This is a genomic window from Cytobacillus sp. Hz8 (assembly GCF_042263505.1).
GTDB lineage: Bacteria > Bacillota > Bacilli > Bacillales > Cytobacillaceae > Bacillus_BE.
Genome location: NZ_JBHKFI010000001.1, coordinates 24,726 through 47,353, shown reverse-complemented (window position 1 = coordinate 47,353; position 22,628 = coordinate 24,726). Strand labels below are relative to the sequence as shown.

23 protein-coding genes are annotated in these 22,628 nt (G+C 35.8%); 8 read left to right on the top strand and 15 right to left on the bottom strand.

Going from position 1 to position 22,628, the window contains the following annotated elements; translation table 11 throughout:
- Positions 1 to 20 precede the first annotated feature (20 nt).
- The 3 genes from ACE38V_RS00315 to ACE38V_RS00305 all read right to left on the bottom strand — a co-directional run bounded on the left by ACE38V_RS00315 (position 21) and on the right by ACE38V_RS00305 (position 2,825).
- The gene (locus ACE38V_RS00315) at positions 21 to 737 is read right to left on the bottom strand and encodes an EcsC family protein (RefSeq protein WP_375839125.1); all 717 of its coding nucleotides are present in this window, start codon (positions 735 to 737) and stop codon (positions 21 to 23) included.
- Between the two features lie 140 nt (positions 738 to 877).
- Positions 878 to 2,092, bottom strand: coding sequence for an ABC transporter permease (locus tag ACE38V_RS00310; protein ID WP_375839124.1), 1,215 nt, complete (start codon positions 2,090 to 2,092; stop codon positions 878 to 880).
- Complete coding sequence (locus ACE38V_RS00305; protein WP_375839123.1) at positions 2,085 to 2,825, bottom strand: ABC transporter ATP-binding protein; 741 nt, start codon at positions 2,823 to 2,825, stop codon at positions 2,085 to 2,087. The genes ACE38V_RS00310 and ACE38V_RS00305 overlap by 8 nt, the downstream gene beginning before the upstream one ends.
- Positions 2,826 to 3,441: 616 nt before the next feature.
- On the opposite strand from ACE38V_RS00305, the gene ACE38V_RS00300 reads away from it, so the two are divergent.
- The 3 genes from ACE38V_RS00300 (at position 3,442) to ACE38V_RS00290 (ending at position 5,937) form a co-directional block, all read left to right on the top strand.
- The gene (locus tag ACE38V_RS00300) at positions 3,442 to 3,861 is read left to right on the top strand and encodes an HIT family protein (protein ID WP_375839122.1); all 420 of its coding nucleotides are present in this window, start codon (positions 3,442 to 3,444) and stop codon (positions 3,859 to 3,861) included.
- 325 nt (positions 3,862 to 4,186) lie between these two features.
- Positions 4,187 to 5,266, top strand: a complete 1,080-nt coding sequence (serC, locus tag ACE38V_RS00295) for a 3-phosphoserine/phosphohydroxythreonine transaminase (protein WP_375839121.1) — start codon at positions 4,187 to 4,189, stop codon at positions 5,264 to 5,266.
- 143 nt (positions 5,267 to 5,409) lie between these two features.
- On the top strand, positions 5,410 to 5,937 hold the full coding sequence (locus ACE38V_RS00290) for a tryptophan transporter (protein WP_375839120.1): 528 nt from the start codon (positions 5,410 to 5,412) through the stop codon (positions 5,935 to 5,937).
- A gap of 33 nt (positions 5,938 to 5,970) precedes the next feature.
- Here ACE38V_RS00290 and yhzF read toward each other — a convergent pair whose 3' ends face one another.
- Entirely contained in the window at positions 5,971 to 6,162 is a 192-nt protein-coding gene (gene yhzF, locus ACE38V_RS00285; RefSeq protein WP_375839119.1) for a membrane protein YhzF, read from the bottom strand.
- Positions 6,163 to 6,894: 732 nt separating this feature from the next.
- Between yhzF and ACE38V_RS00280 the strand changes: the two genes are divergently transcribed.
- Entirely contained in the window at positions 6,895 to 7,470 is a 576-nt protein-coding gene (locus ACE38V_RS00280) for an HTH-type transcriptional regulator Hpr (RefSeq protein ID WP_375839118.1), read from the top strand.
- 1 nt (position 7,471) lies between these two features.
- Here ACE38V_RS00280 and ACE38V_RS00275 read toward each other — a convergent pair whose 3' ends face one another.
- Entirely contained in the window at positions 7,472 to 7,807 is a 336-nt protein-coding gene (locus ACE38V_RS00275) for a DUF1878 family protein (protein WP_375839117.1), read from the bottom strand.
- Positions 7,808 to 8,130: 323 nt separating this feature from the next.
- Between ACE38V_RS00275 and ACE38V_RS00270 the strand changes: the two genes are divergently transcribed.
- Together ACE38V_RS00270 and ACE38V_RS00265 are read left to right on the top strand one after the other, a co-directional pair.
- The gene (locus ACE38V_RS00270; RefSeq protein WP_375839116.1) at positions 8,131 to 8,688 is read left to right on the top strand and encodes a DUF3267 domain-containing protein; all 558 of its coding nucleotides are present in this window, start codon (positions 8,131 to 8,133) and stop codon (positions 8,686 to 8,688) included.
- Between the two features lie 130 nt (positions 8,689 to 8,818).
- Positions 8,819 to 9,001, top strand: coding sequence for a hypothetical protein (locus ACE38V_RS00265; RefSeq protein ID WP_375839115.1), 183 nt, complete (start codon positions 8,819 to 8,821; stop codon positions 8,999 to 9,001).
- A gap of 458 nt (positions 9,002 to 9,459) precedes the next feature.
- On the opposite strand, the gene ACE38V_RS00260 is transcribed toward ACE38V_RS00265, so the two are convergent.
- Entirely contained in the window at positions 9,460 to 9,543 is an 84-nt protein-coding gene (locus tag ACE38V_RS00260; RefSeq protein ID WP_090746485.1) for a YjcZ family sporulation protein, read from the bottom strand.
- Between the two features lie 263 nt (positions 9,544 to 9,806).
- Here ACE38V_RS00260 and ACE38V_RS00255 point away from each other — a divergent pair, with 263 nt between their 5' ends.
- Positions 9,807 to 10,670 (top strand): peptidylprolyl isomerase, encoded by an 864-nt coding sequence (locus ACE38V_RS00255; protein ID WP_375839114.1) that lies wholly within the window; start codon positions 9,807 to 9,809, stop codon positions 10,668 to 10,670.
- Between the two features lie 61 nt (positions 10,671 to 10,731).
- Here ACE38V_RS00255 and ACE38V_RS00250 read toward each other — a convergent pair whose 3' ends face one another.
- From ACE38V_RS00250 to ACE38V_RS00225, 6 genes are all read right to left on the bottom strand, one after another.
- Positions 10,732 to 10,911: a sporulation YhaL family protein gene (locus ACE38V_RS00250; RefSeq protein WP_375839113.1), complete on the bottom strand. Its 180-nt coding sequence runs from the start codon at positions 10,909 to 10,911 to the stop codon at positions 10,732 to 10,734.
- Positions 10,912 to 11,052: 141 nt separating this feature from the next.
- Positions 11,053 to 11,994, bottom strand: a complete 942-nt coding sequence (yhaM, locus tag ACE38V_RS00245) for a 3'-5' exoribonuclease YhaM (RefSeq protein WP_375839112.1) — start codon at positions 11,992 to 11,994, stop codon at positions 11,053 to 11,055.
- Between the two features lie 111 nt (positions 11,995 to 12,105).
- Positions 12,106 to 15,090: an ATP-binding protein gene (locus ACE38V_RS00240; RefSeq protein ID WP_375839111.1), complete on the bottom strand. Its 2,985-nt coding sequence runs from the start codon at positions 15,088 to 15,090 to the stop codon at positions 12,106 to 12,108.
- A gap of 17 nt (positions 15,091 to 15,107) precedes the next feature.
- Positions 15,108 to 16,334, bottom strand: coding sequence for a metallophosphoesterase family protein (locus ACE38V_RS00235; RefSeq protein WP_375839110.1), 1,227 nt, complete (start codon positions 16,332 to 16,334; stop codon positions 15,108 to 15,110).
- A gap of 113 nt (positions 16,335 to 16,447) precedes the next feature.
- On the bottom strand, positions 16,448 to 17,701 hold the full coding sequence (locus tag ACE38V_RS00230; protein ID WP_375839109.1) for an ABC transporter permease: 1,254 nt from the start codon (positions 17,699 to 17,701) through the stop codon (positions 16,448 to 16,450).
- Entirely contained in the window at positions 17,694 to 18,593 is a 900-nt protein-coding gene (locus ACE38V_RS00225) for an ABC transporter ATP-binding protein (protein ID WP_375839108.1), read from the bottom strand. The genes ACE38V_RS00230 and ACE38V_RS00225 overlap by 8 nt, the downstream gene beginning before the upstream one ends.
- A gap of 145 nt (positions 18,594 to 18,738) precedes the next feature.
- Here ACE38V_RS00225 and ACE38V_RS00220 point away from each other — a divergent pair, with 145 nt between their 5' ends.
- Positions 18,739 to 18,924: a YhzD family protein gene (locus tag ACE38V_RS00220; protein ID WP_375839107.1), complete on the top strand. Its 186-nt coding sequence runs from the start codon at positions 18,739 to 18,741 to the stop codon at positions 18,922 to 18,924.
- Between the two features lie 329 nt (positions 18,925 to 19,253).
- Here ACE38V_RS00220 and ACE38V_RS00215 read toward each other — a convergent pair whose 3' ends face one another.
- From ACE38V_RS00215 to yunB, 3 genes are all read right to left on the bottom strand, one after another.
- Positions 19,254 to 20,045, bottom strand: coding sequence for an enoyl-CoA hydratase (locus tag ACE38V_RS00215; protein ID WP_375839106.1), 792 nt, complete (start codon positions 20,043 to 20,045; stop codon positions 19,254 to 19,256).
- 126 nt (positions 20,046 to 20,171) lie between these two features.
- Positions 20,172 to 21,686 (bottom strand): coproporphyrinogen III oxidase, encoded by a 1,515-nt coding sequence (locus tag ACE38V_RS00210; RefSeq protein ID WP_375839105.1) that lies wholly within the window; start codon positions 21,684 to 21,686, stop codon positions 20,172 to 20,174.
- Between the two features lie 115 nt (positions 21,687 to 21,801).
- Positions 21,802 to 22,545, bottom strand: coding sequence for a sporulation protein YunB (yunB, locus tag ACE38V_RS00205; RefSeq protein WP_375839104.1), 744 nt, complete (start codon positions 22,543 to 22,545; stop codon positions 21,802 to 21,804).
- Positions 22,546 to 22,628 lie beyond the last annotated feature (83 nt).

Genomic DNA, 22,628 nt, shown 5'->3' with positions numbered 1-22,628 from the left:
GAGAGATAACCTTATTAAGGCTATCTCTCCTTTTCCTGAAGATATCTTAATCGATAGCAGTTCATTGCAACACTACCTAAATGCTCTAGTAAATTATAATTAGCATAAGCCCCAACTACCGCACCAATACCTGGAACAAGTTGAAGCATTTTAACAAAATCAATATAATCTCTGTATTCTTGTTGAAACTCCCGCCAATCCACATCCACTAATTCTTGCTTTCGATGCTCCCAATTCTCAATAATTTCAAAGGTTTCTCTCCGTTTCTCATCACTTGAAAAGGCGAGTTGAAATATATGCAGAATAAACAGTCTTTCCTCATATTCATTCGTATCATAGCCGTAAATGGCAGCCGTTTCAAAGAGGAATTTCATTTTAATTGTTAGTAATAATGGGAAATCGGCTAATCCTAGAAAGATCCCCCCAGCACCTGTCCCTGCCCCTTCAACAGCAGCTGTTTTTTGAAATGTATTGATTTTTTGCTTTACCCTTTCATCCATTTCCGAAAGGGATAACGGCTCTTCTCTTTTCTTTGTTGTAAACTTTGATCCAATAAGGGTTGCTTTTACCATATTTTTAATACTCTCCGTTACAACCTGATGAACCTTTTCCGGAATAACTTCATTAAGCTTTCTTTGAGCTTTTTTCGAAAGTCGATTGAATAGACTCGATCGCTTTAAAATTTCCCTGTGCCAAGCCTCTAGCTCTTCATAAACCTTATGTTCATATTCATTCATTTCACATCATCCTTTTAATCTTTCTTCTACATACGATTCATCCGTTGTTTTGTTTCAGATCTTCGTTACATATTATTCTGAACAGATATTGTTATTTACTATTTTCATACAAAAGGCCCCCCATAAAGGAGAGCCGGCAATCATATTTTTATGATTCTATTTTTAGCATACCCATATACAAAAGCAAAATTAAAAAGAAAGCCAATAGCAAGGATTGCAACCCCTGTTTTCCAACCCCCTTGTATAAAAGGAGCTAGCGAAAGCAATATGGTTTGCAAATTTAACACATTCGTTAGAAGCTTTAGAAATGATGATTGTTTTTGCGTCTCACTAACAGGATACAATTGAATCCACAGCTTATTCTGATAATGATTCCAAAGCGGCATTATTTGAAATCCCGTTAAATAAAGAAATAATATCGTGAAAAACACTTGTCCATATTCATTCGAAATGAAAAATAAGAAGATAAAACAGATGACCGTTAAGCGGATTAACAGACCAAGATAATCTCCTGAACGAATAAATGTCCTTGTAAATAAATGAGAATACGTTTGATTTTGTTGATACCTAAGCAAATAAAGGACTGGATCAAGCCATTTTCTTCGCTTTACTCGATCCCTTAACTGTGGGACATCCGTAAACAAATTGGCCAGTCGATAAAAAGACATCATTCTGCGTTCTTCAAGGGAAATTAATTGTTCCCACTTCAATCCCTTCGCCACTGTCGCACGCTGAAAATACACATACAGCATGAGATAAATAGCAAAAATAATAAGAAGAAAAATGATATGTGCATTTGAAAATAACAAATATAGAAAAACGCCATTAAGAACATAACGAACGAGGGAATCCATTATCTGAACTCTTGCTTCCACAAAATGATGAATCCGCCAACGAATGGATAGATTAAACGCTTTGGCAATAAGAATAGCAAGGAAGAAATAAAAGAAAGCGCGATAATTCCCATTATTTACTCTTGCATACAAAGGCATAAAAATTCCAAGCCCCATGAGCAATAAATATAGATGCAATACATAACTAACCATTAAAGAACGTGAAAAATATCTCTTCAGCCTGCTTTCTAATGGGAGTAAAAATACACGATCCGCTTCTAACAGGAATGTAAAGATAGGACTATACGTCATAAGCAGTGAGAGAATAATCGCCATAATGATAGCAGCAGGAAAATCCGAATTTAATTGTTTTATCCATTGCTGATAATAATAGGCAGCCGTTCCTAATAAGAAGAAGAGAACAATAACAATATGTCCATTAAATATGTATCTTAAATATTTACTAAGTTCTCTCGTATATTGGCTGAAACGTTCTTGCCATAATTTCTTCTCATCAAACATAATCTTCTTCCTTTGTTAACTGAATATATAAATCGTCTAATGTTGCACCCTTCATTGAAAATTGCTCTCGTAATTCATCCAATGTTCCTTGTGCTCTTACCCTGCCTTCATGTAAAATCACAAAGCGATCACAATATCTCTCTGCTGTCGCCAAAATATGCGTTGACATGAGAATTCCTGCCCCATTCTCCTTTACTTGATTCATCATATCTAAAAGGGATTGTATTCCTAGTGGATCTAAACCAACAAATGGTTCATCAATAATATAAAGCGAAGGCTGAACTAAAAAAGCACACATAATCATAACCTTTTGCTTCATACCTTTTGAAAAATGAGCAGGAAACCATTTCAATCGTTTACTCATGCGAAACTCTTTGATTAATGCTTCCATGCGTTTTTGATATTGAGCTTCCTCTAGTCCATATGCCATCGCGGTGATTTTTAAATGCTCTTCCAATGTTAATTCTTCATATAGAATGGGAGTTTCAGGAATATAGGTGAACTGCTTACGATATTGATCCTTATCGTTTAAGAAAGTCCCTCCATTGATCAGGATTTCCCCTTTTCTTGGCTCCATTAAACCGATAATATGTCGTATCGTCGTACTCTTTCCAGCACCATTCAAACCGATAAGTCCAACGATTTCCTTTTCACTTACATTAAATGTAACATCCTTTAATACAGGATTTTTGGTATAGCCACCCGTTAACGCTTTAATTTGCAGCAAAGTCATAAATGAACGTCCTTCCTTACAGATTACTTTCATTTTAACAAATTGTCCTCATAAAAAACAGGATAGACTAATCCCCAAAAATATCAAAAAAAGATGCATATTTCGCATAGAGATGAGCATCATAATATTCGAAGGGGAGAACAAAACAGAGATTTAACGATCATCTATTTTGAAATGAGGTGTCTGTGGCAGACAGTAACCTTACTTTATAAGCTTCGATGCGTTTCTACAAGGGGATGGTTGCATTGCACAAAGCTTGCAGACAAACCGATGATCTAAAACACTAATTTTCAAAATTCGAGATGAGGTGTTTATCAAAGACTTATCATCCTAAAGCTTTATACGTCTTAAAACAACATATAAAGAGTAGGGGATGGTTAGCTTGAACAAGGATCTTATTCTCAAAGAAAAAACACAATTCATTTTTTAAATGAGGTGTTTATCAAAGAGAATTTAACCTGAAATAGAACGTAATGAAAAGAAGCATTCCCCTTCAACGAAGGCAGGATTCCATGCGGATCCTGCCTTTACCATTTTCGGTCTATTTCCTGACAAGCTAATTAAATTATGATAAAATAATTAGAAAATATTGGCTATAAGAAAGGGTGTACCTTAAATGAGTGATTGTATCTTTTGTAAAATCATTAACGGGGAAATTCCTGCAGCTAAAATTTTTGAGAATGAACATGTTCTGGCTTTTACAGATATTAGCCAGGTCACAAAAGGACATACATTAATCATTCCAAAAATACATAAAGAAAATGTTTATGAACTAACTCCAGAAATTGCCCAACACGTTTTTGAAGCAGTTCCTAAAATTGCAAATGGCATCAAGAAAGCATTCAATCCCATTGGTCTGAATGTCGTAAATAATAATGGCGAGGCAGCTGGACAATCCGTTTTTCACTTTCATATTCATCTCCTACCTCGCTATGGCAAAGAAGATGGATTTGGAGCTGTCTGGAAAACACATACCTCTGAATATACTCCAGAGGATTTACAAAAGCTTGCACAAGATATTCAGAATGCCCTATAGAGCTTAACCATCCCAAAATCACTGGGATACTTTAAGAGACCCCCAAAACGGGTCTCTTTTTTAATTATTAAACATTTTCTAAATGTTCAAATTTTTCTCTTTACAATTAGACGATTTTTGATAGGATTATACTATTAAATGCTTAAAAATATGCCTTTAATCGAAAAATCCGAATAAACTTCCATTTTTTTTAACGAATAATCGTTTTATTAAGCAAAATGGTTGATTCATCACGCGATCTACAAGCATTTTTTCTAGAAATATCTATTGGTTCGTAACACTTTTAGTGTTTTGTTTATAAATCATAACTGGGGGAGATTTCACAATGGAACGTGCACTTAATTTTAATGCTGGTCCAGCGGCATTACCTGAGTCAGTCTTGCTTGAAGCGCAAAAAAATCTATTAAATTTCAATGGAACTGGTATGGGAGTGATGGAGTTAAGCCATCGAAGCAAACCTTATGAAGAAGTTCATTTAAAAGCAAAGGAACTCTTAAAGCAGCTGCTCTCCATTCCAGATGACTATGATGTCCTTTTCCTTCAAGGTGGGGCAAGTCTTCAATTTTCCATGATTCCTATGAATCTACTGACTGAAGATCGTACTGGTTGCTACGTATTATCTGGCTCTTGGTCAGAAAAAGCTTTAAAGGAAGCCCAAAAAATTGGAAAAACTGCAATCATTGCATCAACTAAGGAACAAGGATTTAAAGAAATTCCAACACTGAGCGCAGAGGACATTGATCCGAATGCTGCCTATGTGCATATCACAAGTAATAACACGATTTTTGGAACACAATGGCAAAGCTTTCCTGAAGTCAGCGTACCTCTTGTAGCCGATATGTCTAGTGACATTTTAAGTCGACCATTTAATGTCGAAAATTTCGGTTTAATCTATGCAGGTGCACAAAAAAATCTTGGACCTTCTGGAGTTACGGTAGTCATCATTAAAAAGGATTTACTCTCCCGTTCAAGTGATCAATTACCAACTATGTTGAATTATCAAACACATGCAAAGAATAATTCCTTATATAACACCCCGCCAACACTAGCCATTTACTTATTGAAGTTAGTTTTGGAATGGGCCGTTAATCAAGGTGGAGTGGAAAAACTTGCGCAAGTCAATGAAGCAAAAGCCAAAATTCTATATGATGCCATCGATGAAAGTGAAGGATTTTACATTGGCTATGCTGAAAAAAATAGTCGTTCAAGAATGAATGTAACCTTTAATCTACAAACAGAAGAACTTAATCAAGCATTCTTGGCTCAAGCAAAAGAAGCTGGTTTTGTTGGTGTAAATGGGCACCGTTCTGTTGGAGGCTGCCGTGCTTCCATTTACAATGCCGTGCCAATCGAAAATGTAGAAAAGCTTGCTCAATTTATGAAGCAATTTAAAGCAAACTACTAGAATTTTAATACAAAATTCATAAACTTTTTTATCTTTATTCCAAAATTAATGTATGTTATAATGAATAAAACTTTTCGCTGCAGGCAATGAGAGCACTGCAGGAGAAGCAAAGTTTAGTGAGAATAGTTGAGGAGAGAAGAGACATGAAAACTAAAAATTTAGTTGTTTTAGCTTTATTAGTTGGTATGGGAGCTGTGCTACATGCCGTTGTACCAGGATTTTTCCTTGGAATGAAACCGGATATGATGTTAACCTTTATGTTTTTAGGAATTATTTTATTCCCCGATAAGAAAAGCGTCTTGCTTTTAGGGCTGGTTACAGGAATTATTTCAGGGTTAACCACCACATTCCCTGGTGGTCTATTTCCTAACATTATTGATAAATTTGTTACAGCCTTTGTCGTATTTGGAATTTTCACAGCGCTAAAATCATTCCAAAGCTCTATTATCGGTGTAGCGATTTTGACAGCTATTGGTACAATCGTTTCTGGAACAGTATTCTTAACATCTGCTTTATTGATTGTCGGTTTACCTGGACCGTTTATTGCCCTATTTAGTACAGTCGTACTTCCAGCAGCTGCTTTCAATACAGTGTTTATGATTATCCTGTATCCAATTGCCCTATCAATCGTAAAGCGAACAAAATTAACAAGCCAAACAATCAGTCATTAATCATTTAGAAAGAACCCTTTAGGGGTTCTTTTTTTATTGAAGGCTTTTTAAAAACATTCCTATCACAAAAAAAAGAACTCCCCCTCCTCCTAACACCTTTACTCTTTCTTTTAATATCTTCCGTGAAGGATAGACAAGAAACCTCTGTAAAGCAAGGAAATTATAGAGCATTCCAATAATTAAAGCTGCACTAAGTGTAAATATAATAAAGATGATCCCTGACAACCCACTCTCCCCCTTCCCTTATCCATATTTATGCACTCTGTCCAAATCATATGTAATTTCCTTATTAAATTCCCTTTAACACTAACCCTGTCCACATTTTTTGGCTGAAAAATCATGATTAGGTCTGCTTTCCAAAACAATAAAAAGATTCACATAAAGTGAAACTTCCATCAGTGGGGGTTTTCGACGCACAGGACGTGAAGTGTGCAGACGTCGCGATTGACGTCGCGCTTTTAGTCTGCCACTCATCCCCCACTGATGGTTAGTCACGCAAAGCCTGATTGATTTTTCTAAGGGCTGAAGCCCAAAGAAAAATCTTATTTTACTTATCACGCTCATAACGCCACGTCCTGTGGCTTCGCCTGACTAGGACCTTAATCCCTCGTCGGACCTTTACGGACAGTTGATCTCCCACTTATCTTCTTCGTATTCTCAGAATCTTGAAGTGGGAGTCAAAATGTCCGTTAAGAGTGGGATAAAATAATCCTTCCTAAATAATATTTATTTTAGAAGAAAGAAGGATTTTTCCATGTCGAAGAAGAAAAGTAATATACTATAAAAATTGTCGGAAAGTTAGCAAGATTTTTTCACCCCCGATTAAACCCATCATTTTAGACTAAATGACAAGAGAATTTATCAAATTTCTAAAAATTTTGAAATTTATATCTTTATTAATTTTTGTTTTATTGGCATAATGTTAATTAGATAATAAAAAGAAGGTGAATTTTGGGGATGACAGAGAAACAGTATTCATTAAAAGAAGCGTTGCTTTTTAGTCAGAGAATTGCACAATTAAGCAAAGCTTTATGGAAGTCAGTGGAAAAGGATTGGCAGCAATGGATAAAGCCCTACGATCTAAACATAAACGAGCATCACATTCTATGGATCGCCTACCATCTAAATGGAGCCTCTATTTCCGATGTTGCTAAATTTGGTGTCATGCATGTCTCAACTGCGTTTAACTTTTCCAAGAAGCTAGAAGAAAGGGGACTTCTACAGTTTTCAAAAAGAGAAACCGATAAACGCAATACCTATGTAAAAATAACAGAAAAAGGTGAAAACGTTTTATTAGAGTTAATGGAAACTTATCAGCCAGAGCAAAATTCAGTCTTTTCAGGAGCTCTACCTCTAAGAGATTTATATGGGAAATTTCCAGAATTTATCGAGCTCATGACTGTGGTAAGAAATATTTACGGTCAGGATTTCATGGAAATATTTGAGCGATCCTTTTCAAATATTGATGGAGAATTTAAAGATGCTGAAGGAAAAGTTGAAAAAAAGATAAATTCTGAAAAAGAGTTTGCTTAAATTACAAATATTTTTCAAGCTCAACCATTAATGGAACAAATAATTGCTGTCTGATACATGCACTAATCACTTCTTTTGCTTGAAGTCCAGGAGTTAACAAAGAGACAAACTCAGCGAAAAGCGGCTGAAAATGCACAAATCCTTCCGCTTTTTGTTCTTCAAGCTTGATGCTTAGCTTAGTACAGTTTTGATAAAATGTGTCAACATCCTGTTTATTTAGGGAATGATGAATAACTAACTTATAGAACTCATCTCTACTCGAAGAAATCATTTCGATTATTAATGATTGATGGTATTCTATTCTGTTCATTTTTTCCATTAACTCTTTTTCATCCATTATTGGCACCTCCTTTTGATTGGCTAAGTTTAAAGAATTTCCCTTCATCGTAATTCAATGTTCATTCAAATATCAAGATGATCATTTTATTCATATGAATGGGTCATGTATAGAGCAATCGGTTTATGCCGATTGCCTTTATTTCTTTTTTCTAGCTGCAAGATTCAATTAAAACTGAAAATATCATATAATAAAAGAGCTTTGAAAAGATTTCAAAATTCTTTATTCCTGCGAACCTGAAGTTTCTATTGATTTTTTACATTTTTCATCGTAAAGTATCTAGGTGAGTTTGGAGTTAAACACTCCTAATGGAGGCTGATACTATGAATTGCTGGAAGACGATTAACTTTTCAAAGCAATATGGTTCACATAGACTATTTATATTGTCTTCCTTAACTATGTTTTTTACTTTTATTCTACTTTATGTTCCAAGTACTTACTTCTTTGTTTCTTATAAACATGATAATCACTATTTTATTTTTTTTGTACTAGGATTACTGCTCTTGTACCCAATTCATAAGCTTTTACACTACCTTCCTCTTGCCCATTTAGGTAATAAGGTTGTGAAAAAGATGGGGATCAACAAATATTATTTACCAACAATCATGGTTAGAATAAATGAACCCATTTCAAAAAATCTATTTTTACTGACATTAACGATTCCTTTTTTCGTTATAACTCTTTTTTTCGTGGTAGCGTGCTACTTATTTCCACACTATGTCCATTATTTTACCATCTTAATAGCGTTTCATGTGGGAATTTGTGCTCCCGATTTTATTCGTGTCAAAAATATCCTGTTTGCACCAAAGGATTCCTTCATTGAAGAAAGCAAAGATGGGATTGAAATATTAGTGTTACGTTCTAACTATACATCATATTGATTAGTATCTCCGTCTGAAACGTTATTAAAATGAACTAACGCTTTATGTATTTTCTTGCTAGAGTAATGACAATTATCCTAGCAAAAACTTCCAGTAATATTTAACAAGTATTTAAAGGAGGGATTCGCTGATGATCTCCATATTTTTTATTATGGTATCTTTTTTCATTTTGTATCAAATTAATTCATTGACAAATACCCTTTGTCTGCAAAAGGAAATTCCCGATGAAAAACAACCTAAAGTGTTTCGAACCATTAACATTTTAGTCACGATTTTATTGGTTTCTTCCTATTTTGAAATTTTATTCACTTAATTAAGATTAAGCTTTTATCAATAGGCTGAAAAAAGCGGAGAGATGCTGATTCTCTCCGCTTCTTTTTGTTTTCACTAACTAAAAGGTTGCGTAAGTTTATCCCACTCTTAACGGACATTTTGACTCCCACTTCAAGATTCTGAGAATACGAAGAAGATAAGTGGGAGATCAACTGTCCGTAAAGGTCCGACGAGGGATTAAGGTCCTAGTCAGGCGAAGCCACAGGACGTGGCGTTATGAGCGTGATAAGTGAAATAAGATTTTTCTTTGGGCTTCAGCCCTTAGAAAAATCAATCAGGCTTTGCGTGACTAACCATCAGTGGGGGATGAATGGCAGACTAAAAGCGCGACGTCAATCGCTACGTCTGCACACTTCACGTCCTGTGCGTCGAAAACCCCCACTGATGGAAGTTTCACTTTATCACCATGCTAATTCCTTACTGGTAACCGTGTAACCATTAGAGCCAAGCAGCTCCAACAATGATTAATAAAATAAACAGTACAACGATTAGCGCAAAACCTGCCCCATATCCTGCACCCATGATAACACCTCCTTTCATGAGTTGCTAATCTATACTATGTTATTTGTACTGATTTGGAATGGGCAACTATCCTGATCATTCCCAAATTGATCCCTTCTTGAAATGAAAAGGAGGGATTCAGGATTAAGTTCTATGGTACAGTCCTTATTTTCAAAATTTTTAAAAATCATAAAATGGATATTATTTTTGTTTATAAGTCATTATATGGTATAGTTATGGTTGTGGATGAATACTTTAGAAAATTGATCTAGGAGTGTTAATGGATGAAAAAATGGATACTATCCCTGACTTTAGCTGCTGGGGTAATTGCTTTAGCTGCTTGTAACAATGGCGGCTCTGAAACAATTGTTAAATCAAAATCAGGGGACATTACGAAGGACGAGCTATATGACGCAATGAAGGACAAGTACGGTGAAGCTACATTACAAGAACTTGTCTATAATAAGGTTTTGTCTGATAAGTATAAAGTGACTGATAAAGAGCTTGATGCTAAAGTTCAAGAATTGAAGGACCAATATGGAGATAGCTTTAACCTTGTTCTCCAACAAAACAATATTAAAGATGAAAAAGAATTGAAAAAAGTTTTCAAGAATGAAATGTTAATCCAAAAAGCAGCAATGAAAGATGTTAAAGTTACAGATAAAGAATTACAAGATTATTATAAAAACTACAAACCAGAAATTAAGGCTAGACATATTTTAGTCGCAGATAAAAAGACTGCTGACCAAATCGAAGAAAAACTTAAAGCTGGACAAAAATTTGAAGATTTAGCGAAAAAATACTCTACTGATACAGCCTCTGCAGAAAAAGGCGGGGATTTAGGATGGTTCGGTACAGGTACTATGGTTGCTGAATTTGAAAAAGCAGCTTATGCATTAGATATTAATGAAATCAGCAAGCCTGTGAAATCACAAAATGGATACCATATTATTCAAGTGACAGATAAAAAAGAGAAGAAATCATTTAATGATATGAAGAAGCAAATTGAGGAAGAAGTTAAATTATCTAAACTTGATAATGATACTGTTCAAAAAGCATTAAAACGAGAATTAAAGGATGCTGACATTGAAGTAAAAGATAAAGATCTAAAAGATATTTTCAGTGATAGCACGGCATCAGCAAAATAAGGCGAAGATACTTCACTTCCCTTTTCAAAAAAAAAACGGATCCCATTAGCGGATCCGTTTTTTATGCTTCTGCTTGATCTTTTACCTTCCGTTCCTTTTCAATTCGATCCATATAGACCTTTCCTTCTAACTCAATGCTCTCCATTTCCTGCTTTCTCTCTGTCTTTCCTGTTCTAAATGCCATCAGTGCACTAATAATAATACCAGCTACAATGAAATAAACCCAAATTGGCATCGCCATGTTCATATCCTCCCTATTTTGAAAAAGATGTCCTATTACTTTATATAAGAATATGCAGCTACCATCGATATATGTATGATGAAACTTCTATTTCTTCAAAAAACAAGGGCTGAATCCGTATCCCGATTCAGCCCTTGAAGATTATTTATGAAAAGTAGGTTTATAGAAGGAACGGTTATCCAGAGCAAAAATTCGATCAGAAAATTCACCTGGCTTCACTCTTTCAAGTGCACGATCTAACATGTTCATTTTAGCATCAATATTATCAATATAATGAAGGATTTCAGCCTCTTTAATCATAGGAGGCTTTGGACTGCCCCACTCCGCCTTACCATGGTGACTTAACACTAAATGCTGTAATACTAATATCTCTTCACCAGAAATATTAAGCTCATCGGCTGCCTTTCCAATCTCGTTCACCATAATTGAGATATGGCCAAGCAAGTTCCCTTCTACTGTATAGGTTGTAGAAATTGGGCCAGATAGCTCCATCACCTTTCCTAGATCATGCAGGATGACACCAGCATATAATAAATCTTGATCAAGACTTGGATAAAGATTAGCAATGGCTTTAGCCAAATCTAACATACTCACAACATGAAACGATAATCCTGAGACAAATTCATGGTGATTCTTCGTCGCTGCTGGATATTCAAAAAATGCCTTTTCATATTTTTTTAATAAATGCCGGGTAATTCTTTGAATACTCGGATTCTTCATATCAAAAATGTATTGTGTAATTTTCCCAGTCATTTCATCGATACCGATGGGTGCTGTTTGTAAAAAATCTGACAGCTTTACACGATCATCAGGAACTGCCGGACGTATTTGACGAATCTTTAGCTGATTGCGTCCACGGTAATTTTGAATTTCTCCTTGAATCTTAACAATTTTTTGCGCGGCATACGTTTTCTCATCTTCATCAGAAACGTCCCAAAGCTTCGCTTCAATCTCTCCACTTTGATCCTGCAAAATAAGCGATAAAAATGGTTTCCCATTGCTTGCTGTCCCTTTTGTTGAGCTTTTAATTAATAAGAATTGTTCAATCGCATCCCCAACTTCGTGCTGAAGTAGCATTTTCATTTTTCCCGACACTCCTTCCCATAAAGAGAGTATATCATATTCCTAATCTGTAAATAGAAGACTACAAGCATTTCCAAATAGAAATTAGCCCTTCCAATTTCCTCATCTTGTTTAGAACGCTTGAATAATAGATTCCTTTAAATGCAGGATTTCTTCCTCTTTGAAATAAGAAAGAAGATGTTTGTGACAAGTAAAAAACAATATTTGATGGTCTCTTATTGATTGCAGCAAACGAATAACCTTTTCAGTTCGTTCATGATCAAAATTGACAAAGCTGTCATCAATAACAATAGGAAACTGATATTTATCATAAAGCGTTGTCGCTAGTGCGAGCCTCAAGGCGACATAGACCTGCTCTGATGTGGCCTGGCTTAATTCATTCGCCTCAAAAAGGGTATGATCTCTTCGTTCAATCAATAGTCCGCTTCCCACATTTTGAGCATGGATTCGCACATATTGATGATTGGTTAAATAGGAGAGATATTCCTCCGCCTTTTTCAGCATTCTTGGTAGACGTTCTTCTTTATATTTTTCAATCGTCTTTGAGAGGATGTCCTTCGCAATCGCATATCGCGCCCAATTTTTCGCTTCCTCCGAAAATTGATAGTTCAATTGCTTATAGTGATGAAGCAAATCTGTATACATCCCTCCATCCTCTAACTGCTTTACCTTATGTTTGATATCAGCTAATTTTTCATGAAGCCCTTGAAGCTGTTGTTCTGTTTCTTCGATGGTTCTGCTCTGATCATTTAGAAGACTTTCAATATGATTGATTGCCATTATCTGCTTCTTTTCATCGGTGTCAATATTGGCTAGGACAAATTGTTGATTTATTTCATCTAACCGTCGAAAAAGACTTCCCTGTTTTTCCGCCATTTTTCCTCTCTCGCGAAAAGTCTCCTCATTCTCCACCTTTGCAAATTGAAATAGCTTTTTCTTTTCATCCTGCAAGTAATCGAGTTCAACCGTTAATTTATCCAATTCCTCATGCCATTCAATCAATTTTGCCTTATTTTCTTTAAACAAGATATTTTTTTCATTTTCTTTTCTTAAACTATTCTTTAAATGAATGGCTACTTCCTGAAGTGGAAGGGTCTCCCTATTTTTTAAAAATAAATTTCCCCATTTTCTAATTTCCTGACTTATCGATTCCATATCTTTCTTTATCAACAATAATTGTCGGTCGATATTCTGTTTATCTCTTACATACTGCTTCCAATTTTCCAAAAGCATAAAGGCCTTTGGAATATGCTTGTAAGTAATCTCCTTAGGTAAACCTAGCCCTTCTCTCAGGTCAATCAATTGATTTTCCAATCGTTTCGTTCTGTGCTCCCATTCATCAAATGCTTGTATCAGCTTTTCATACTGAATTTCTTGATCTTCCCTTTTCATTGACCATAATTGGGATTGTCTTCTTAAATCTGCATCTTCCTTTAAAGTTTTTCCGATTGCCTCAAGCACTTCTGTTCCCTTATCCTTTAATTGAACGGAAATATCTTTTTCCTTTTCTTTTAATTTTCGATTTTCTAGCTCCATTTCCTTGTCTGATTGACTACGATTAAGCAGCAAGAAAAGAAGCATTATGACTACTACAGCACCTCCAGCTGCTATCATGAGCTGACTGCTCATGATTCCCCTAATAACAGCGATGACACTCAAAAGGACAAGGATGGTAAGAATCATCTGATTTTTCTTCTTTTGCTGTTTTTGCTTTTTCTTTGTTTGGTCCAAAAAATCCATTTTATCTTGAATATTGGTTAACTCGATTTGAAGCTTTTCTTGATTTGAATTCTTCTTTAATTGATTTTCTAAATCTTGTTTTTTCGTAATTGGTAAAAGTCTTTGCTCCAATGCGGCAACCTTTTGCTCGATATCCTCTAATCGCGTCTTTTCTGTCTCAAATCTTTCATCCAATTCGACCTTTTTATCCACCAATCTTGAATACTCTTTTTCCGCAGTTTCTATTTGTTCTTTCATTGAGATTCCTGTATTGCATAATAATAGAGCTTCATCATCCATTGCTGTGTGAAGATTCTCTTTAATAACAGCAATCTCCTTTTCCATATGATTCTTCTCTTCTTGAAGTTTTTCTTCCTCTTGTTTTAATTGTCCCATTAAAGGCATTTTTTCAATAAAAGAGCTAATCTCCGCCTCATGCTGTAGGATTTTCTCATTTGGTTTTAATTCCTTTAGCTGCCCCTCTAGAGATTTAATTCTCTCATTAATCCCCTTTACTTGTCCCTCATATGGTTTAATCAGTTGTTCAAGCTGATTCAGGCGACTAATGCCATCAATCGGAAATGGCAAGTCTTCAAGCAAACTCATTTCTTCCTGTAAAGCTTGTTCTTCTTTTAATAGTGGAAGAAGCCCTTCCCAATTTTGAAACTTCTGAAGTTCTAATTGCTGATTACGGGTTTCTACCTTTAACTTCTCTATTTTGCCTTGAAGTGCTTCTTTTTCCTGAATCAACCCTAAATAATCTGCATTTTGCTCTCCTGCTTGTTGGAGCTCAACTTGAGCCGCTTTCAATTCCCTGAGCTTTTCATTTAACAGCGGCTTTTTGCCATTGGGTTTAAAATAATTATCTAGATTCTTTTGGAGCATTCCTTCTACTGCCATTAATTTTTCAGAGCCCAATGTTCCTGCAGAAAATAAAAATCGTCCTAATTCTTCATTTTTGAGAAGATGAACATTTTGCAAACCATTTAGATTGAAGGAGAAAATCGACTGATATAGGCTCTTGTCCATATGTAATAGTAGCTCTTTTAGAAGCTCTTCTCCCCCGAAAGTACCGTCCTCTAAGCTTACATGGACGTCACCAGTTGCTTTCCCCTTCACTCTTTCTACAACCACTTGTCCCTTTTCAGGAAAAAGCAACACCAGCTTTCCACCATATGCCGCGCCGTTTTTCGGTTCATATCTTAGCTCTGATTGCTGCTTCGTTGGAAAGCCAAAGAGAATACTATGAATAAACATCATAATGGTTGATTTTCCTGCTTCATTTTCACCATAAATCGTTTGTAAATCTTTCATCTCTTTTATGACAAAATTCTCTAGCTTTCCATAGCCATAGATATGTATTTCTAAAATTTTCATTTGCAACCACCTTCTTATTACAGGCTTAAAAGCTCTTGAACCAACATATTTTCCGTCTCTTGTAAAAGCTTTCTTTTTTCATCCTCAGATAATGATTCTAAATACCTCCTTGCGACAGGATGATCAAATAATGGGGCTAAGCTTTGTTCATGATCCTGATCCTGATATCCATCAATAACAGCAAATAACTCTTCAAAGAAGTCAGCAGACAAAGATAAAGAGTTTCGATCCCACTGAATCTCTTCCTCTATTTGGATAGAAATGGGCCAAACAAAGCTTGATTCCTCACTTTCTTCTTCTTGCAAAGCCTCTAATAAATCCTGCTGCAGATTCGGATCAAGCTGGGACTCAAAAAGAGCTGTATTCTGTATTGTCAACTGAACCAATTGTCCGATATGATTCTGTCTAACAGAATCGAGAGCTTTCCGACATCCCTGAAATACGGAATGAAAGTCCAACATGTCACGACCATCTATTTTTAAATCTAGCCAAACAATATCAGAGGTTTCAACGAAGTGAAGCTTTGAACCTAATTCTGTTAAATTCACTAGATAACAACCTTTCATCCCTACTTCTTTTCGATTTCGCCCTTGAATATTTCCAGGATAGACAATTGGCGGATTCTCTTGAGCAATCGTTCTTTTATGAATATGACCTAAGGCCCAATAATCCATTTCTCGATCGAGTAACTCCTTTAATTGGAAAGGAGCATAGTTTCCATGTTCTGAACTTCCTTCTAAATTACCATGCAAGATCCCAATATGAAAATCAGCCTGCCCTTGCTTTTGATAATCGAGAACTTTTCTCTCCAGCACATGTCGCTTGGGATAACTGAAACCATAAAGATTTACAGAGGCTCCCCCTTTTGTTAGGTGGTTAACCACCTCTACCTGGGCTCCAAAGGTTTTCACATGATCCGGCATTTTCAAATTGGAGAATACTCCAGCTAAATGGTCATGATTCCCATGGATGACAAAAACAGAAATATGATGGGCACAAAGACGGTTTAATTCCTTTCGTAACCGGGTTTGCGCTCGAACACTCCGATCCTCCTCATCGAATAAATCGCCTGCAAGAATGACAAAATCAACCTGATAATGAATCGCAGCATCAATGACTTTTCGCAAGGCAATAAAGGTGCTTTCCTTCAATCTTTGAAAAATTTTTGGAGGAAGATGTTGAAGCCCAATCAACGGACTATCTAAATGGAGATCAGCAGCATGAATAAAGGATATTTCTTTCATTTTTTACCTCACTCGTTTTTTATATATTTTAACATGTCCGAAATACGAATGCACGTTCTGTCTTTTAATCAAAAGAAGGTCCCGCCATTTAAGGTAGGACCTTATCAAAAATGTTATTGTTTTTTTGTAATTTGCAAGGCTTTTCGAATATCTTTGAAGGAGTTAGATTTACCATACATTAACACTCCGCCTCGATATACTTTTGCTCCGAAAATTGCTAGGAAGATAATCGTAATTAATAAAATGGCAATCCCGATTATCGGTTCCCAAATTGGAAGCGTGAGCATACCAACACGCATAAACATAAGCATTGGTGTAAAAAACGGAATATAAGAGGTTACGGTAATAAATGTATTATCCGGCTGACTAAGACCAAACATGGCAATCATAAATCCTGCCACAACTAAAAAGGTCATCGGTGTAATCATTTGCTGCACATCTTCAATTCTACTTACTAATGATCCAAGTAAGGCTGCCATCGTCGCGTATAATAAATAGCCCAGCAGCGTAAATATCGCTGCATAGATAATAGTGGCAATTGGGAGATTACCAAATCCAAAGAAATCGAAAAATCCGCCTTGAAGGGAATCCATATTCTTCTTCACAAAAATATAGCCGACAGCGAAAAATACAGCTAATTGGGTCAAGCTTAATAGCGCAATTGCTAATATCTTTGCAAACATCTGTTTAACAGGGGAAACACTTGAGATTAAAATCTCCATTACCCTTGAAGATTTCTCTGTCGCGACCTCCATTGCAATCATGCTGGCATACATAATAACCGCGAAATAAATAAAGAATAATAGAAAATAGACTAGTCCTCTTGCTTGATTTAACTCCTCCTCTGACTTAGCATTTTTCTCGAGTGCCACTTTTTGAAAAGAAATGGGCTCATATAATTTCGCTAATTGTTCAGGAGTTAAGTTTATCTGTGATGCGGCCATCTGCGTTTTGATCTGTTGAACGGCAGCCTGTAATTCTGAAGGAATCTCTGAATTGGAAATAGTCATCGATTTATAGGTCGCAACTGGTAGTTTCTCCTGATTCAAATCAAGAACTAGTACACCTTTATATTTCTCTTCCTTCACTGCCTTTTCCGCTTCTGAAATGGACTTTGAATAGGAAGACAGCTCAAGATCTTTATTTGTTGCCTTAACTTGCTTTTGAAGCGGAGTAAATAAAGCACCAGTTTCATCGATAACAGCGATCTTTTCATGACCTCCGTCCTTATCAAAAAAAGAAATGATATTTTGAATATTTGTTAGACCAATGACGATCAAAACGGTAATTAGGGTGGTGATAATGAACTGCTTTGTTTTTAATTTAGATAAATACGTATGAAATAACATGATCCAAAAATTACTCATAGGAAGCACCCACTTTCTCTATAAAAATATCATTTAAAGAAGGCTCTTCTAGCATAAATCTTCTTATAAATCCAAGTCCGACAATGTCCTTTAAAATATTCTCAGCCACACTCTCCCCTTCAATTTGTAAATGGATTCCTTCTGGAGTCATTTTCACCTTATGTACACCAGAAATATCCTTTAAAAAGCTAAGATCGAAATCTGCATGGATAATCAAATTTTTCTTTCCAAAAGAACGTTTAATTTCCTTTAATGCCCCTTGTACGACTGGAGTCCCATTTTGTAAAATACATAAATGCTCACACATTTCCTCAACATGGTCCATTCGATGACTAGAAAAAACGATGGTTGTGCCATTTTTCTTTAAATCCAAGACAGCATCCTTCAACATTTCAACATTTATCGGGTCGAGTCCACTAAACGGTTCATCTAATATTAATAATTTCGGCCTATGTATGACAGAGGCAATAAACTGAATTTTTTGCTGATTCCCTTTTGAAAGCTCTTCCACCTTCTTATCTGCGTATTCAGGCACCTTAAAGCGTTCTAACCAATAATTCAATTCCTTCAAAGCATCTTCTTTTTGCATCCTGCGCAACCTTGCCAAATAAACAATTTGTTCTTTAACTTTTAGCTTAGGGTATAACCCTCTTTCCTCTGGCAAATAGCCAATTTGCGAACTTGTCGAATAGTTGATAGGCTTTCTCTGCCACGTAATGGTCCCAGAGCTAGGATCAAGCAGGCCAAGGATCATCCGAAAGGTCGTCGTCTTTCCTGCCCCATTGGCACCTAGGAATCCAAAAATTTCGCTTTCAGGAATATTAATCGATAAATCTTTTACTGCAGTAAAATTTCCAAATCGTTTCGTCACATTATCTAGCTGTAAGGACATAGAATTCCCTCCTTTTTTTTCATCATTTTTAATACGAAAGCTCATGCTAAATAGTTCCAAAAATACGAAAAATTGCTTTACCTTCATCTTAAATTATGCAAAAATAATAGTAAACTATCAGAATATTATAAAAGAGGTGCGTTTTGTGAACACTTACAAACTGACAGTTTTCGAACCTACGGGGGAGAAATTACTTGATGAAGCATTCCAAGCAATTGATGATGATGAAGCAAAGAAAATAGGGGAAAGGTTACTTGAAGAGAAAAGCTACTCTGAAAAAACGCATCGTTGTACATCTCCTAAGGGGAAACTAATCCTTTTCCATCCTTAAGATAGGCCAAAAACCGAACAACTAGACAGACTCTACATAGAACGGTGCGCTTCACATGTTCCTTTATTTTTTTAAAATGAAAATAATCTTGATAAAAAAACGGACTTCTAAATTTAGAGTCCGTTTTTTTGTTTTAAAGGGAATAGATTGTTGTTTAAATATTGGAACAGGCTCGAGCCTCAGATTGGTCAATCCGGAAAATACTTAATACTGCCCACATACTTTGAAGGGCATCCAGCATAAAGAAGCTACAGCTCCATCCAATCCTTCTACCATCTAAACTTAACAAAAAAGTGCCAAAATATTAAATATTTGAGCACATGACTTCATTATTGACCGCTAAAACTCGGTTTTCTTTTTTCTAAAAATGCAGCAATTCCTTCTGCATGGTCTTTCGTTTTTCTCATTTTTAACTGCCCATATTTCTCTAATTCTAATATTTTCAATAAATCCGGGCGATGATTTTCAGCAAGAATTTTCTTCGTACGAATCATCGCCTGAACAGGTTTATTCAACCATTCCTTCAGCTTGCGATTTAACGCTTCTTCTAATCCATCCTCTGCCACCTCATGGATGACCCCACTAAGCTTCGCTTCAGCAGCCGTTTGCACTTTTCCTTCCCAAATTAAATGCTTTGCCCTATCTTCTCCAAGCATTTTTTCTAAGAAAAAATGTGCTCCACCATCTGGAATAAGTCCAATTCCTATAAAATTCATTGCCAATTTACTGTTTTGATCTGCCAGAATATAATCAGTTGCTAAAGCCAAGCTTAATCCAAGTCCAGCAGCTGCCCCCTTTATCGCACTAATCGTAAGCTTCGGCAAACAATAAAGCGTCACGACAAGATCGCTTAAGCAATCCATCACTTGGGAGAAATCGCTTTCATCTTTCCCTAAAAGCATCGTCTTAATATCTCCACCAGATGAGAAAGCTCTACCGCTACCTGTTAAAACAACAATATCAATATCATCCCTCGTACCTATTTCTTTAAGTTTTACCCCCAATTCCTTGATCATTTGCTGATTTAGAGCATTTAAGCTTTCTGGCCTATTCATCTCCACTCTAGCAACACGACCATGAACAACCACATTTACTGTGCTTGTAGGACACTCCGTATTCAATGTTAAACCCCTCCTCCTCTTGTTAATTTGATTATAAATGTTTTTTCCTAAGAATTGAACCACTTTCTGAATTATTGAAAAAATTTGCCGAAAGTCCGCTTTTCTTGTAGAAAAAAGGAACCCCTTTTAAGAAAGAGTTCCCTCACTTTTAAATAATTCTTCTAGAATCTTCACTTTATCACTTGTATATTTCTCAAAACTATCATTATAAGTCTTTGGATTCTTTGGGTTTGCAAAATGCATAATTTTGCCTGAAGCAGGGTCAATAAATTTACTGGCCGCACCACATCCAAGTCCAATTATGGACTGAACCTCTTCCATAATAATGATGTTATAAATACTTTCATTCCCTCGCTTTGAATATCCAACATTCTCCAAATTTCCCAGAATATTTTTCTGGCGATAAAGATAGTATGGAACATATTCATGATCTTTCGTCCACTGTTGAGCCATAGACATCATTTTTTCCACCTCAGAACGTTCAGCCACTTTATATTGATTCCGATGTTGGGTCATTTCAGAGGCACGCTTAAAAGAAAGAGTATGAACCGTTAAGGATTCGGGCATTAGCTTTTCAGTCTCATTTAACGAAACATTGAGCTCATTCACACCTTCACCAGGTAGACCAATAATTAAATCCATATTAATATTGTTCATTCCCATTGTTCTAGCTAAATGATATTTTTCAATCGTTTCTTCCACTGTATGATGACGTCCAATTGCTTTTAAAGTATCCTGAATATAAGATTGAGGATTAATACTAATCCTATCGATATTCCATTTTTTCAATATTGCCAGCTTTTCAGGGGTAATTGTATCTGGTCTACCAGCTTCAACGGTAATCTCCCGCACGTTTTTAACATCTGGAAATGACTCATACATTTCTTCATAAAGCAGATCCATTTCCTCAGCAGAAATACTCGTTGGGGTTCCTCCGCCAAAATAAATAGTCGTAATTTTCATATGATGATCCTTCAACCATTTCCCCACTTGACGCATTTCATAGTGTAAGCCACCTAAAAAGGAAGCAACGGATCCCTGTCTCCCATTAATTGCATAGGCTGGAAAAGTGCAGTAAGCACACTTCGTTGGACAAAAGGGAATTCCTATATAAATACTTACTTCATGACGCAAACGATATAAATCAGGAACTACGGTTAACTGCCGTTCTACAATTTGCTGCATAAGATCAATTTTTTCGTCGGTAATTTGATAATCGGCTTTTAATTGTTGATGAGCGTCCTTTTTAGAAATACCTGCCTTTATTTTTTTATGAAGCAGCTTTGTGGGACGAACCCCCGTCAAGATCCCCCACTTTTGGGTAATCCCTGTTGCCTCCTGTAAAATAGCTAAATAAACATTGGCGATTGTATTTTTAACAAAATTAAATCTTTGTTTTTCTGTATCAAAAAAGGGCATAGCCTTTTCCATTTCGGATATTTTCGTTTCTTGTCCCTCACCATTTAATTCAGCTTTCACTTTGATCCTTTCATTTACTTCAAGCTGAAATTGGATGATAAAATCAGGATTTTCTACCAAAGTTTCAAAAAAAATCTCTGATTCTTCAAAAAACAAATTAGCAATTAACTGCAATGGCCGTTTTAATCGCTCATCTAGTAAACCACGAATCATTATTCGCAAAGTAATCACCTCATCCATGAACTGTTACTAGTTTACAAAAAGGAAGTATTCTGGTCAATATTGTGGGAATGTTTACTAGCTTTGAGACTTTATCCATATGAGAGAAATATCTTTCTTAATCCTCCGTTTTGATGGTTGGATTAGGTAAATCACTTCCATCTTCTCCATAATAATGCGGAATATCACCTTCACGATAAATATCCCCTAGTTTTACCTTCGTAACAACAGGTTCCTCCTCCGTTGTAAATGGAATCACAATTTGTAGTGATGCCTTAAAGGTCACAAATAACTCCAAATACGTATTATTAATTCCTATTTTTTTGACTGAGGTTTCAAATGTTGGCTCCACTTCTCCCACGATGGAAACTTCAAGGGGAATTTTAGGACCATAATTGGCAAGTAAAGAGTTTCTTGTGACAACCCCAATGGGAATATAATAAACGATGGATTCAAATTCTTTATCTTTTGTCCCTGACTTTTCTGTTGAGTAAAGATGCTGTTCTTTATTTCCAAGCTTTTCTTGAATATCCTTTGTGGTTTTCGTAATAAATTGACTATACAATTTTGAGTTTGTGCTATATGTAAGATGATCCTTATCAATATTATGAAAAACGATTAAATCATTGATATCCATCTTATTCATATTATCTTGGACCGATTCATTTATGGCATCAATCGCAATCCCCCTTATTTCTGTCTTCGCAATATCCACAAGGATCGGACGTACAGCTTTTTCAATAATCCAAAGAGAAAATAAATTTAAGAGAATAAAAATGAGTAAGGAAATTAATAAAACAAGCTTCATGGGCAGAGGTCCTTTGCGAGGCTTTTGAAAGCCCTTAAATCGTCGACGAAACATAGATACAACCTCCTTTACACCAAGTGTATGCTCGTTTTACAGGAAAATTGCCAGTAAACAAGCCCTAGCTTAACCTAAAAAAA